Genomic DNA, 12,653 nt, shown 5'->3' with positions numbered 1-12,653 from the left:
GTATCAAGCATGTTAGATAAAATTTTAAGAATTGCCACCAGACAAAGCCCGCTGGCGTTATGGCAGGCACAATATGTTCAGCAGCGTCTGATGGCCTGTCATCCGGGGCTGCGGGTGGAGCTGGTGCCGATGGTAACGCGCGGCGACATTATTCTCGATACGCCGCTGGCAAAAGTAGGCGGTAAGGGGCTATTCGTCAAAGAGCTTGAACTGGCGATGCTTGAAAATCGTGCCGATATAGCGGTGCATTCAATGAAAGATGTGCCGGTAGAATTTCCGCAAGGTTTGGGCCTGGTAACCATCTGCGAGCGTGAAGATCCGCTGGATGCGTTCGTCTCGAACCAGTACGCCACGCTGGATGAATTACCGCAGGGCGCTGTTGTCGGCACATCCAGCCTGCGTCGTCAGTGCCAGCTGGCCGAGTTACGGCCAGATCTAACGATTCGCTCGCTGCGGGGCAATGTCGGTACGCGGCTGTCAAAGCTGGACGCCGGTGAATATGACGCCATCATTCTGGCCGCCGCCGGCCTGAAACGCCTCGGCCTGCAGGATCGCATTCGTTACGCTATTCCCGCCGAGGTTTCTTTGCCCGCCGTCGGCCAGGGCGCGGTCGGAATTGAGTGTCGCCTTGATGATGAGCAGACCATTATGCTACTGGCGGCGTTAAATGATGACGATACTGCAACGCGCGTAAAAGCGGAACGCGCCATGAATACGCGGCTGGAAGGCGGCTGCCAGGTCCCTATCGGTAGCTATGCCGTTCTTGAAGGCGATAATATCTGGCTGCGCGGCCTGGTAGGTTCGCCAGACGGTACGGCGATGATCCGTGGCGAACGTCGCGGCCCGCGCGGTCAGGCGGAGCAGCTGGGCATTTCGCTGGCGGATGAGTTGCTTCAGAACGGCGCACGGGAAATTCTGCGCGATGTTTATCAAGGGAATCCTCCGGCATGAACATCCTTGTCACCCGCCCTTCTCCTGCAGGCGATGAGCTGGTGACGCGCCTGTGTGCGCTAGGCCATACGGCCTGGGGCTTTCCATTAATCGAGTTTTCCCCTGGCCGTGAACTGGCGCAGCTGCCCCAGCAGCTTGCCGCGCTGTCGCCTGGCGACCTGGTTTTCGTCCTTTCTCAGCATGTTATGCAGTACGCCCAACCCTGTATGCAGCAGGCAGGTTTAACATGGCCCGCTTCGCTGGACTATTATGCTATAGGGCGCAGTACCGCACTGGCGTTGCATTGTGCGAGCGGGCTGAATGTTGTCTGGCCGCCAGAGCGTGAAACCAGCGAGATGCTGCTGCAATTGCCGACGCTGCGACGGCTGAAGGGAAAAAAAGCGTTGATTCTGCGCGGCAACGGCGGCCGCGAACTGCTTGGCACCACGCTGACGCAGCGCGGTGCCGAAGTCCGCTTCCTGGAATGCTATCAGCGCTGTGAAAAGTTTTATCACGGTCCCAGTGAAGGAAAACGCTGGAGCGACCGCGGTATTGATACGCTGGTGGTTACCAGCGGCGAGATGTTGCAACAACTTCATCAGCTATTTCCTGTAATCGATCGTGAGGAATGGCTGCTGGGCTGTCGGCTACTGGTCGTCAGCGAACGTTTGGCTACCCTGGCCCTGGAACTTGGCTGGAATAATATCAAGGTAGCTGATGGTGCTGATAACGACGCGCTGGTGCGTGCGTTACAAACAACTTGAAAATGGGATGTGCCACAATGACGGAACAAAAAGATTCCTCCGCCATGGTTGAAGAGTCTACGCCTGCGGTAGAAACCACGACGCCTGCCAAAAAGCCGCCGCGTAAATCAGGCCAAACCGGCACCGCGCTGGGTGCGTTGGCGATTGTAATTGCGTTGGCAATTGGGGCTGGGCTATGGGTCAACGCGCGTCATCAGGCGCAGCAACAGGCGCAGGTCAGCCAGACGCTAAGCGAACAGCTAGCCGCACTGTCACAGCAAAGTGAACGCGAGAAGGCGCAGCTGAAACAACAGCTGAGCACGCAGAGCAGCGAACTGCAGACCGCACACGCACAGCAGGCAGCCTTAAGCCAACAGCTGGTTGAATTAAAAGAAAAAGTGGCCACCATTTCAGGTAACGATTCGCGAACCTGGCTGCTGGCGCAGGCCGATTATCTGGTGAAACTGGCAGGGCGCAAGCTGTGGAGCGATCAGGATGTCACCACCGCAGCGGCGCTGTTAAAAAGCGCGGATGCCAGCCTTGCTGATATGAACGATCCCAGCCTGGTTCCGGTACGTCGGGCTATTACGCAGGATATTAGCAATCTTTCGGCGCTAAGCCAGGTTGACTACGACGGCATTATTTTAAAGCTGAATCAGCTCTCTAACGGCGTCGATAATCTGCGTCTGGCGGATAACGACAGCGATGACGCGCCTATGGATGCCGACAGCAATGAGCTGAGTTCTTCACTGCGCGAATGGCGACAAAATCTGGTTAAAAGCTGGCACAAATTTATGGATGATTTTATTACCATCCGCCGCCGTGACAGCACCGCAGAGCCGCTGTTGGCACCGAATCAGGATGTTTATCTGCGTGAAAATATCCGTTCACGTCTGCTTATCGCCGCGCAGGCAGTACCGCGTCATCAGGATGAAATCTATCGGCAATCGGTGGATACCGTATCGACCTGGGTACGCGCCTGGTTTGATACCAGCGATGCCAGCACTAAATCTTTTCTGGCGCAGCTTGATGATTTGAGCCAGCAGAATGTCTCAATGGAAATCCCGGAGTCGTTGGAAAGCCAGCCGTTGCTGGACAAGCTAATGCAAACGCGGGTGCGTAACCTGCTGGCGCAGCCCGCTGAACCGGCAGCGCAGCCGCAGCAGGGAGAGTAATGATGCTAAAAGTCTTTATACTGTTTCTCCTGCTTATCGCCGGCGTTGTCATTGGCCCCATGATTGCGGGTCACCAGGGTTATGTGCTGATCCAGACCGACAACTGGAATATTGAAACCAGCGTAACGGGCCTGACGATCATCCTTATCGTCTCACTGTTGGTGATCCTTGCCGTTGAATGGCTGCTGCGTCGCCTGTTGCGTACCGGCGCCAGAACACGCGGCTGGTTTATGGGACGCAAGCGTAATCGCGCCCGCCGTCAAACGCACGAAGCGCTGATTAAGCTGGCGGAAGGCGATTATCGCCAGGTGGAAAAGCTGCTGTCGCGCAATGCCGATCATGCTGAACAGCCGGTGGTAAATTATCTGTTGGCGGCGGAAGCGGCACAGCAGCGCGGCGACGAAATGCGAGCGAATCAGCATTTGGAAAGGGCCGCAGAGCTGGCCCATAACGATCCTATTCCGGTAGAAATTACCCGCGTTCGTCTTCAGCTGTCACGTAATGAAGATCACGCCGCTCGTCATGGTATCGATCGTTTGTTGGACGTTGCACCGCGTCATCCGGAAGTGCTGCGCCTGGCGGAACAGGCCTATGTACGCACCGGCGGCTGGAGCGCGCTGATCGATATACTGCCGACAATGGAAAAAACGCAGGTTGCAGACGAAGAGCATATTAACGCGCTGCGTCAGCAGGCCTGGCTTGGTCTGATGAACCAGGCGATGGCGGATCAGGGGAGCGAAGGCCTGAAGCGCTGGTGGCAAAGCCTGAGCCGCAAAACGCGACACGAAACGGCGCTGCAGGTGGCGATGGCGGATCATCTCATTGCCTGCGACGATCATGACACCGCTCAACAGATCGTGCTGGATGGTCTGAAGCGTCACTATGATGAGCGTCTGATCCTCTTGATGCCTCGCCTGAAAACCGGCAATCCGGAACAGCTGGAAAAAGCGCTGCGCCAGCAGATTAAACAGCACGGCGCCACGCCTTTGCTGTACAGCACCCTGGGCCAGCTGTTGATGAAACACGGTGAATGGCAGCAGGCAAGCGAGGCGTTCAGGGAAGCGCTGAAGCAGCGCCCGGACGGCTTTGATTATGCCTGGCTGGCCGATACGCTGGATCGGCTGCATCACCCGGAAGAGGCCGCCCAAATGCGCCGTGAAGGTTTATTGCTGACGTTAAAAAACAATCGCTAATTACAGCGCTGATAAAAGCCGGGATGAAACCCGGCTTTTTTATGGGCACATTCATATGCTGACTTAACGCGATAGCGAAACCACTTTCCCCGCCATGCTCGTTCAGCCAGAATGATTCCCCGTACGCAGATAAAAAAACACCTGCCTAAAACAGGCAGGTGTAAAGATCAGGTCGGTAAGACAACCGGATTGGTACCCGACTCAACGTAGTGCCCTTAAATCCAATAAGGCGAACGATATTGGCTGGCTGGACAACGGGTACCCTAATTTGGCTCTGCATCATTCCTGGGTTTATGAAGCCGAAGCGAACATAAGAGGTGGAATGAGCATCTACGCTGATATTATTGCACAAGCTGTGCCAGGCTGCGCTTATCTGCCAATTAATTTCTTATCTCTTTGAACAGGAAAGCAATATTTCGATAAGCCGCTCCCACATTTTTTATGCTTGTCATTAACTGGCGACAGTCTGAAAATAACTTGTCGCTATTCTGAGACACTCCATGACCAGCAAAAATAATAACAGTAAAATTAATGGCTTATATGTCTCCAGTCAGAGACATAAGCGGTAAAAAGAGCGACAACGGCATAATATTAAGCAAAAGCGCGATCGCTCCCGCATCTTAAAATGTCCTCTCGTCACCCTCATTCAACGCTACTGGCTGGCCGACCCAAAGGTAAAAAAGATAAAAGAAAGGGTTTTAGTAGCCGCATTCCCGACAACGCTTACTTAAGCAATGGCGTCAGGCTGGCTTTGATAAAAATATTGAGGATAAATAAAGCAGAAGCAGAAGCAGAAGCAGAAGCAGAAGCAGAAGCAGAAGCAGAAGCAGAAGCAGAAGCAGAATATCAGATACAAAAAAACCTGCAAACGCAGGTTAATAAGATGGTCGGCGAGAGAGGATTCGAACCTCCGACCCACTGGTCCCAAACCAGTTGCGCTACCAAGCTGCGCTACTCGCCGACATAATGCTCTTATCTTACTTTCTTTTGCCTGGTGCGAAGAGAGGGACTTGAACCCTCACGTCCGTTAAGACACTAACACCTGAAGCTAGCGCGTCTACCAATTCCGCCACCTTCGCATGTTCCAGCAAAAGTTGGGGTGGCTAATGGGACTCGAACCCACGACAACTGGAATCACAATCCAGGGCTCTACCAACTGAGCTATAGCCACCATTACTTCTTACTACTAACGCGGTAAATGTTACCACCGCAGCTCTTGCGCCCGGTTAATGGCGCGCCCGACAGGATTCGAACCTGAGACCTCTGCCTCCGGAGGGCAGCGCTCTATCCAGCTGAGCTACGGGCGCGTAGCGCCGTTGCGGATGGGGATACTACGGATTTGCACCGAAGCTGTCCAGTGCTTTTTTAAGAAAAAAACGCGTTTGATTACGCTTTGTGCATTCCGTCTAAACAAACGCCACTTCAGGGCGGCAAGCGCATAAAAATACGCCGTTTAGCCGTTTGACGCCCTGAAACAGCGGGTCTTTATAGCTGACCGCGATAGTAATAACGCAGGAATTTTATCAGCCGCAGCTGACGGCGCAGGCGGCTGGGCTGGCTTAGTAAGCGGTAAAGCCACTCCAGGCCTAAACGTTGCCAGATAACCGGCGCGCGCTTAACGTGCCCGGTAAACACATCATAGGTGCCGCCGACGCCCATATAGAGCGCCTGCGGCCAGATATTTCTGCACGCCTGCATCAGCAGTTCCTGCTTCGGCGATCCCATTGCCACCGTGACAATCTGCGCCCTGCTCTGCGCCACGCGCTTAAACAGCGCTTCGCTGTCGTCTGCGCTGAAATAGCCGTGCTGCGTACCAACGATATTCACCTGCCACTGCTGGCGCAGTTTCGCTACCGTCTCTTCCATTATCTGCGGCTTACCGCCAATCAGAAATACCGGAATGTTCTGCTGACCGGCGCGCTCCATTAGCGCCTCCCACAAATCGGCGCCGGCGATGCGCGTGACCTGCGCCTGCGGATACTTTTTACGGATAGCGCGCACAATGCTAATACCGTCAGGATATTTGATTTCCGCCGCGTCAATAAGCTGATGCAGCGCCGGGTTCTCCTCATAGGCCAGCACTTTCTCCGCATTGATGGCGACCAGGGTGCCGCTACGCGCATTTCCGTCCGGGCAGAGATAGTCCAGACATTCAGTCATGCCGGGAAAACCCTGTAGCCTGATGCCACGAATTTGGTATTGGGGCGCCTTCGGCGTGACATTCATTTTAGTAATCCTCACATCGTTCCGGCGTCGCGGGTAACGCTTCCGCCATCACGCCAGCGCGTCGACGCGGACGAATCAAACCGGCGCTGTCCAGCAGCCAGAAAAGTAACTTGGCGATCGTGACGCAGGCAGCAAAAATCAAACAGAAAAAAACCACACGGCTGACAAAGGCATCCAGCCCCTCACGCGCCAGCACAATCATGTTGAACACCGCACCGAAACAGAAGCTCTGTAAGATTGCCGATTTATAGCGGTTCGAATGCTGCTTACCGCGTTCATAAAGCCAGTCAAACCATTTGATAATCAGGCCCACCGCAACCGCGCCGACCGGAATAAAGGCCGCGCCGCCCATTACGATCAGCGAGCCCAGCAATGTAGGGGAGATCGCCAGTCCTGAGTGGTTATTCAGCACTTCCCAAGTGAAGTAGTTCGCGCTATTCAGCACCAGCGAAGGACGATTCGGCCACAGCCAGCCGGGAATATAGACGTAGAAATCACGAACAATCGGCGCCAGCCCCTGGAAGTGAATGTTGTCGTAGTTTTGCAGCAGCAACGCCAGGTTTTCCCAGGGCGAGAAGGTGTCGCGCGTCAGATAAAGAAAAGTATACAGCGCCTCTGCACCGCTGACGTCGAGGTTATAGCGCCGCAGCGCCAGCCAGAACATACCGACAATGCCAAACGCGCCAGCGGCAGCTAGCATCCACAGCGTGATCCAGCCGCGGATAATGCCGATAAACAGAAACAGGGCAAAGGCGATAATAATATTGGCGCGCGTGCCGCCAACAATGGCATAGGTCAGCAGGCCAAAGGCAACGGTGCTGACAAGGAAGAACAGCCAGGCGCGTCGTCCTGGCTGCAGGAAGTAAACCACCAGCATCGCCGGAATAAAGAAATAGAAGAAGCGTTTGAGCGCAACGCCGGAAACCTCGCTGGAAAATATCTCGCTGTACGCATGCAGACGGAACAGCAGAAAGCCGTTACGCATAAAGAATATCGCCACGGTAACCAACGCCAGCAGCGCCAGAATGCCCCAGATCAGATGCGCCTCTACCCGGTTAACGGTAAACAGACTGCGCCCGGTATCAGGCCGCGGCGCCCGCAGGCGCGTTTTGTAGCTGACATAATAAATTGCGTAAAAACTGCCGGCTGCGAGCAGCGCCTGTAACAAAAATTCCGGCGGCACCACCGCTACATCAAACCGGAAGACCAGCAGACAGGTTAAGGGAAAGCCGAAATAGAAGGTCAGCAAAAACAGCAGCGAAAAAAAGACGTTGAAGTTAAAGCGCACCCGACGAAATTCGCGCCACGTCAGCGTCAGAATAAAGCCCAGCGAAACCAGCCAGACCAGCAACAGGCCACCAAACTGCGTGAGACTCATGGCAATTCTCCTTCTGCCAGCGTTAGCGCCTGCTGCCAGCCGGTAACAAATGCCGGATCGAAGAAGGCGATACCGCCTTTATCAATGCCGGAAAGCTGTTGACGAGCCTGCGCGACAATTTCCAGGCTCAGCGCATCATTATCAAACAGTACGGGAAGCTGTTGCTCTACCATATCCTGCCAGAACGGATTTTTCCGGTTCAGCACCACCGGCACACTGGCCTGTATCAGCAGGCAAAGCGTCCCGATGCCCTGCTGACGCTCAAAAACAAAATAGCCCAAATCGCAGTCGGCGATCAGCTGCAGATAGTCATCAAACGCCATTTTATCGGTCAGCAGTTCTACCTGGCCGTTGGGAAACAGGTCGTTGGCGGCCGCGCTCACCTGGCTGATATAGGCCTGGTTATTTTGCGGATAACCGAGCGGCACCACCACCCTGACCTGCTCGCCAAACTGCTGCCGGATAGCCTGCAGCCCCGGAATATGGCGGTTGCTGGGATCGCCGGAATTACCCAGCAGCAGCGTAAAGGTTTGATCCTGCCGCTGACGGGCTGGCATAGCCTGATGCATCCGCGTTGGGAAATAGAGCAGCGAAGTCGGTACGTGTCGATGGCGCTGCTGGTAATGACTAATATCGCCACGGGTAGCGAAAAGGTGCGCTATCCGCCCCTGCGCCAGACGACGCAGCTGATAAAACAGGCGGAATTTCAGGCTGTGTGACTCTTCATACAGGTCCGCTCCCCAGACATGCCAGTAAACCTGATGGCGCCGCAGGCCGCCGTTCAGTAACGCCAGCCACAGCCAGGGATTAAACTGCCCGTGCAGGAAAAAGCGAGTTTGCCGATCGCGCGCACGCTGCAGCACCGCCTGCGCCAGCGCTTTTTTACTGGCAAAAATTTGCACCTGTAATGCCGGCCAGGCAGCGGCGAGCGTCTCATCCCGGCTAACGACCATAAAGGTGCGCGGCGTGCGGCACGGCTGCGCTTCACGCATTACATCATTAAAAAAGCGCAGGATAGTCTGGTTATGATGCGGAATATCCGAACCCAGTACATGAATCAATGTCGTCATACTCTTCGGCGATAAATCAAAAAAGCGCATAAACAGAGCGCGAAATAGACAATATAGGTAGCCATATAGGCCTGCGCGGCGCCGATCGCGCCATAAGGCGGAATTAACCAGCGCGAAAAAGCGGTCAGCAAAATAAACTGGCTAAGCTCGGCGGCAATATAAAAACGCAGCGAGGCTTTCGCAATCACTAAATAGCCGAAAACATAGGCCCCCACCTTGAGCACATCGCCAGGCAGCTGCCAGATAAACAGATCGCGCATGCCGGCGAACCGGCTGGAAAACAGCAGCCAGATCGCCACATCGCGCAGCAGCCAGACGCAACAGCCCACGGCGGCCACCGCCGGCAGCACAAAGCGCAGCGTACGGAAAATTTCGCGTGAGATTTCAGCCTTAGTGTTCAGGCGTGAGAGCGTTGGCAGCAGCCAGACGCTAAAGGTGGCGGTAATAAACTGCAGCCAGGCGTCGGAAATAGTGGTAACGCCCTGCCACAGCCCGACTTCCTCCCAGCTGTAGCGCGCCGCCAGCAGGTTACGCATCATCATCCAGGCGATGGGAAGCGTGGCGGAAGTGATTAACGCCATCAGCGTAAATTTGGCCAGCTGACGCGCCAGATCGCCCTGCCAGCGCGGCGACAGCGCACGCAGCGGTAAATGGTCGCGCTTTATCAGCAGCAGCAGCGCCGGGATTACGATCAGCGCCGGCACCAGCGCCAGCCCGACCAGCGCACCACTATAGCCGCCGAGCCAGTAACAGATTACATAGCCGATCACGCCAATCACGCTGCCCGCCATCAGCGACAGCGCATTGCCCATCGCATCGCGGAACCCTTTCATGATCGCCAGCGCCAGATTGGCCCAGGCGATCCCCATCTGCAAAAAAGCCACTATGCGAATCACCTGCTGATAGCGATCGTGGCCAAACAGCAGCTGGCTGATGGGCGCGGCGGCCAGCAGAAAAACCACCGCCAGCAGCGTGGAAAAACCAAGCATCATTGAAGTGGCGGTGCCGGTTACGGCGGCCAGCTGCTGCGGCTGTTGTTGATACTGCGCCACATATTTGGTCACGCCATTAAAGATACCGGCCCCCGCCAGCACGCCCAGCACGGTGATCAGCTGGCGGAAGTTGCCCGCCTGGCCAACCCCTTCCGGCCCAAAGCTAACCGCAAGCAGCTTTACTACCAGCAGGCCGGCAGCAATTTTTACCAGCGTGGACGCTGCCGTCCACACCGACGCTTTTGCTAATGACATATCAGGAGAAGAAGCTCAGCAGAGAATTAATAACGGTGCTTTGATTGTTCTCTGACAGATTATAAAACAGCGGCAGACGCAGCAGACGCTCACTTTCAACGGTGGTGTAGCGATCCTCGCCCGCAAAGCGGCCAAACTGCTCTCCCGCTGGCGAGCTATGCAGCGGAATGTAATGGAATACCGCCAGAATCTCCGCCTCTTTTAACCAGTTAATTAGCGCCGCCCGATCGTCCGCGTCGCGCAGTTTAATGTAAAACATATGCGCATTGTGTTCGCAGTGCGATGGGATGGTGGGCAGTTCAAGACGGCCACGGGCCGCAACCGGCTTCAGAGCATCATAATAACGCTGCCAGAGACGTAGCCGCTGCTGGTTAATATGCGTTGCCGCTTCCAGCTGCGCCCACAGGTAGGCCGCCTGCAAATCGGACATCAGGTAGCTGGAGCCAATATCGCGCCAGGTATATTTATCCACCTGTCCACGGAAAAACTGGCTGCGGTTGGTGCCTTTTTCCCGGATGATTTCCGCGCGTTCCACCAGCGCGCTGTCGTTGATCAGCGTTGCGCCGCCTTCACCGCCTGCGGTGTAGTTTTTCGTTTCATGAAAGCTGAAGCAGCCGATGTGGCCAATGCTGCCCAGCGCGCATCCTTTATAAGTGGACATTACGCCCTGCGCCGCATCCTCAATCACATACAGCTGATGCTTTTTTGCCAGCGCCATGATGGTGTCCATTTCACAGGCCACGCCCGCGTAGTGGACCGGCACGATAGCCCGCGTTTTTTCAGTGATTGCCGCTTCGATACGGGTTTCATCAATGTTCAACGTCTCAGGATGCACGTCAACAAAGACAATCTTCGCGCCGCGCAGTACAAAAGCATTGGCGGTAGAAACAAAGGTATAGCTCGGCATAATTACTTCATCGCCGGGCTGAATATCGATCAGCAGCGCGGCCATTTCCAGCGACGCGGTGCAGGAAGGCGTCAGCAGTACCTTTTTACTGGCGAAACGCTGCTCCATCCACTGCTGGCAGCGGCGCGTAAAGCCGCCGTCGCCGCACAGCTTGCCGCTGCTCATGGCGGATTGCATATATTCAACTTCGGTTCCCACCACCGGTGGCGCATTAAATGGAATCATGACGTTACCTGTATAACCAGTAGGCGGTGCTCTCAAGGGTGGCACCGCAACGAAGATAGAGCCGCATTGCGGCCAGATTGCTGAGCTGCGTCGCAACGCGCAGTTTGTTCCGCCGCCGCGCCCGGCACCAGTCAAGCGCCGCCAGCATCAGCCGCGTGCCGACGCCCTGGCCCTGTGCCGTCGGCAGCGTTGCCAGCAGGCCGATACGCGCCTCATCGGCCCCCTGTTCGCGTAGCGAAACGAACCCCTGTAGCTTGCCCTGTTCATCATGCGCGACCAGACACTGATTATCGAAAGTGCCGCGCACCGCGTTTTCGATCCATTGCGCATAAAAGCGGGCGCTGTCGTGCGGCTGATACCAGGGCGCGCGAAAGCGGCTGTAAGCAAAGGCAGCGCCGGCTGCGGTACGCAATGCTGGAATATGCTCAGGACGCGCGATACGTATACCGGACTGTCGCTCACCGGCCGCTACCGCCAGCTGCAGATCTGCTTCTCCTTCCACCAGGCGAAATCCCAACTGCTGTAGCGTATCCAGCAGCGCTGTCTGCTGGCTGTCGACTTTTGCCTGCACCAGGTCAAACGCATCGAGCTGTGCCAGATCGAGCGTGGCGGCAGCATCCCATACCAGCTGAGCGCCGTGGCGTTGGAAGAAGGCATTTTCCCAGTCGAGCGTTTTAATACTGGCGTGGACGCGCATGTAAAATATCCAGCAGATACTGGCCGTAGCCGGTTTTATGCAGTGCCTGAGCCGCACGGCGCAAGCCATCATCGTCCAGCCAGCCGTTGCGCCAGGCGATCTCTTCCAGACAGGCGATTTTAAAGCCCTGCCGTTTTTCAACCGTTTGCACAAATGTGCTGGCCTCAATCAGGCTGTCATGCGTACCGGTATCAAGCCAGGCAAAACCACGGCCCAGCAGCTCAACGCTTAGTTCGCCCTGTTCCAGATAGCGCTGGTTAATTGAGGTAATTTCCAGCTCGCCGCGCGCCGAAGGCTTTACCTGACGCGCAAAATCCACCACCTGGCTATCGTAAAAGTAAAGCCCGGTTATCGCCCAGTTAGATTTGGGTTTGGCCGGTTTTTCCTCCAGCGAAAGCGCGCGAAAATCGTCGTCAAATTCCACCACGCCAAAGCGCTCCGGGTCCATAACCTGGTAGCCAAACACCGTAGCGCCCTGGCTGCGCGCCGCCACTTTTTTCAGTTTGGGGCTGAAGCCCTGGCCGAACCAGATATTATCGCCCAACGCCAGACAGCTCGGCTCGCCGTTAAGGAACGTTTCGCCAATGATAAACGCCTGCGCCAGACCGTCCGGGCTGGGCTGGGCCGCATACTCCAGCCGGATGCCGAATTCGCTGCCGTCACCCAGCAGGCGTTGAAAATGCGACATATCATCCGACGTTGTAATAATCAGAATCTCGCGGATGCCTGCCAGCATTAATACCGACAGGGGATAATAGATCATCTGCTTGTCATAGATGGGCAGCAGCTGTTTCGATAGCCCACGGGTGATGGGATGCAGCCGCGTGCCGGATCCACCGGCCAGAATAATGCCTTTCATGAT

General features: G+C 55.7%; 11 protein-coding genes and 4 tRNA genes. 4 read left to right on the top strand and 11 right to left on the bottom strand.

All coding sequences use genetic code 11. The annotated features are described in order from the left end of the window. Positions 1-9: 9 nt before the first annotated feature. The 4 genes from hemC to hemY are packed head-to-tail and all read left to right on the top strand — an operon-like array spanning position 10 to position 4,041. Positions 10-951 carry a hydroxymethylbilane synthase gene (hemC, locus tag COO59_RS16715; protein ID WP_103060876.1) on the top strand — a complete coding sequence of 314 codons (942 nt, stop codon included), beginning with the start codon at positions 10-12 and terminating at the stop codon, positions 949-951. Beyond that, positions 948-1,694 (top strand): uroporphyrinogen-III synthase, encoded by a 747-nt coding sequence (gene hemD / locus COO59_RS16710; RefSeq protein ID WP_103060875.1) that lies wholly within the window; start codon positions 948-950, stop codon positions 1,692-1,694. Before hemC ends, hemD begins: the two co-directional genes overlap by 4 nt. A 17-nt stretch (positions 1,695-1,711) precedes the next feature. After that, the gene (gene hemX, locus COO59_RS16705; protein ID WP_103060874.1) at positions 1,712-2,848 is read left to right on the top strand and encodes a uroporphyrinogen-III C-methyltransferase; all 1,137 of its coding nucleotides are present in this window, start codon (positions 1,712-1,714) and stop codon (positions 2,846-2,848) included. A gap of 2 nt (positions 2,849-2,850) precedes the next feature. After that, positions 2,851-4,041: a protoheme IX biogenesis protein HemY gene (gene hemY / locus COO59_RS16700; RefSeq protein WP_103060919.1), complete on the top strand. Its 1,191-nt coding sequence runs from the start codon at positions 2,851-2,853 to the stop codon at positions 4,039-4,041. Between the two features lie 884 nt (positions 4,042-4,925). Here the strand turns inward: hemY and COO59_RS16695 are convergent. The 11 genes from COO59_RS16695 to rfbA form a co-directional block, all read right to left on the bottom strand. Continuing rightward, positions 4,926-5,002: transfer RNA gene (locus COO59_RS16695), tRNA-Pro, on the bottom strand. Positions 5,003-5,033: 31 nt separating this feature from the next. Continuing rightward, a tRNA-Leu gene (locus COO59_RS16690) sits at positions 5,034-5,120 on the bottom strand. Positions 5,121-5,136: 16 nt separating this feature from the next. After that, a tRNA-His gene (locus COO59_RS16685) sits at positions 5,137-5,212 on the bottom strand. A 59-nt stretch (positions 5,213-5,271) separates the two neighbouring features. Continuing rightward, positions 5,272-5,348, bottom strand: a tRNA-Arg gene (locus COO59_RS16680). A 178-nt stretch (positions 5,349-5,526) separates the two neighbouring features. Continuing rightward, on the bottom strand, positions 5,527-6,267 hold the full coding sequence (gene wecG, locus COO59_RS16675) for a lipopolysaccharide N-acetylmannosaminouronosyltransferase (RefSeq protein WP_103060873.1): 741 nt from the start codon (positions 6,265-6,267) through the stop codon (positions 5,527-5,529). A 1-nt stretch (position 6,268) separates the two neighbouring features. Further along, positions 6,269-7,645, bottom strand: coding sequence for an ECA oligosaccharide polymerase (gene wzyE, locus COO59_RS16670; protein WP_103060872.1), 1,377 nt, complete (start codon positions 7,643-7,645; stop codon positions 6,269-6,271). Further along, positions 7,642-8,715 carry a TDP-N-acetylfucosamine:lipid II N-acetylfucosaminyltransferase gene (gene wecF, locus COO59_RS16665; RefSeq protein WP_103060871.1) on the bottom strand — a complete coding sequence of 358 codons (1,074 nt, stop codon included), beginning with the start codon at positions 8,713-8,715 and terminating at the stop codon, positions 7,642-7,644. The genes wzyE and wecF overlap by 4 nt, the downstream gene beginning before the upstream one ends. Continuing rightward, complete coding sequence (wzxE, locus tag COO59_RS16660; RefSeq protein WP_103060870.1) at positions 8,712-9,962, bottom strand: lipid III flippase WzxE; 1,251 nt, start codon at positions 9,960-9,962, stop codon at positions 8,712-8,714. Before wzxE ends, wecF begins: the two co-directional genes overlap by 4 nt. Before the next feature lies 1 nt (position 9,963). Further along, positions 9,964-11,094, bottom strand: coding sequence for a dTDP-4-amino-4,6-dideoxygalactose transaminase (gene rffA / locus COO59_RS16655; RefSeq protein ID WP_103060869.1), 1,131 nt, complete (start codon positions 11,092-11,094; stop codon positions 9,964-9,966). Positions 11,095-11,098: 4 nt separating this feature from the next. Next, entirely contained in the window at positions 11,099-11,791 is a 693-nt protein-coding gene (gene rffC / locus COO59_RS16650) for a dTDP-4-amino-4,6-dideoxy-D-galactose acyltransferase (RefSeq protein WP_103060868.1), read from the bottom strand. After that, the gene (rfbA, locus tag COO59_RS16645) at positions 11,769-12,650 is read right to left on the bottom strand and encodes a glucose-1-phosphate thymidylyltransferase RfbA (RefSeq protein ID WP_103060867.1); all 882 of its coding nucleotides are present in this window, start codon (positions 12,648-12,650) and stop codon (positions 11,769-11,771) included. Before rfbA ends, rffC begins: the two co-directional genes overlap by 23 nt. Positions 12,651-12,653 lie beyond the last annotated feature (3 nt).

This window comes from Mixta theicola (assembly GCF_002895925.1).
Taxonomy (GTDB): Bacteria; Pseudomonadota; Gammaproteobacteria; order Enterobacterales; family Enterobacteriaceae; genus Mixta; species Mixta theicola.
The sequence above is the reverse complement of the archived record's forward strand: the minus strand, read 5'-3'. Positions and strand labels throughout refer to the sequence as shown.

Excerpts from the sequence above, each read along its gene's own strand:
- hemY (WP_103060919.1), top strand. The coding sequence starts at position 2,851 with ATGCTAAAAGTCTTTATACTGTTTCTCCTGCTTATCGCCGGCGTTGTC.
- wecG (WP_103060873.1), bottom strand. The coding sequence starts at position 6,267 with ATGAATGTCACGCCGAAGGCGCCCCAATACCAAATTCGTGGCATCAGG.
- wecF (WP_103060871.1), bottom strand. The coding sequence starts at position 8,715 with ATGACGACATTGATTCATGTACTGGGTTCGGATATTCCGCATCATAAC.
- hemX (WP_103060874.1), top strand. The coding sequence starts at position 1,712 with ATGACGGAACAAAAAGATTCCTCCGCCATGGTTGAAGAGTCTACGCCT.
- wzyE (WP_103060872.1), bottom strand. The coding sequence starts at position 7,645 with ATGAGTCTCACGCAGTTTGGTGGCCTGTTGCTGGTCTGGCTGGTTTCG.
- hemD (WP_103060875.1), top strand. The coding sequence starts at position 948 with ATGAACATCCTTGTCACCCGCCCTTCTCCTGCAGGCGATGAGCTGGTG.
- rfbA (WP_103060867.1), bottom strand. The coding sequence starts at position 12,650 with ATGAAAGGCATTATTCTGGCCGGTGGATCCGGCACGCGGCTGCATCCC.
- rffC (WP_103060868.1), bottom strand. The coding sequence starts at position 11,791 with ATGCGCGTCCACGCCAGTATTAAAACGCTCGACTGGGAAAATGCCTTC.
- hemC (WP_103060876.1), top strand. The coding sequence starts at position 10 with ATGTTAGATAAAATTTTAAGAATTGCCACCAGACAAAGCCCGCTGGCG.
- rffA (WP_103060869.1), bottom strand. The coding sequence starts at position 11,094 with ATGATTCCATTTAATGCGCCACCGGTGGTGGGAACCGAAGTTGAATAT.
- wzxE (WP_103060870.1), bottom strand. The coding sequence starts at position 9,962 with ATGTCATTAGCAAAAGCGTCGGTGTGGACGGCAGCGTCCACGCTGGTA.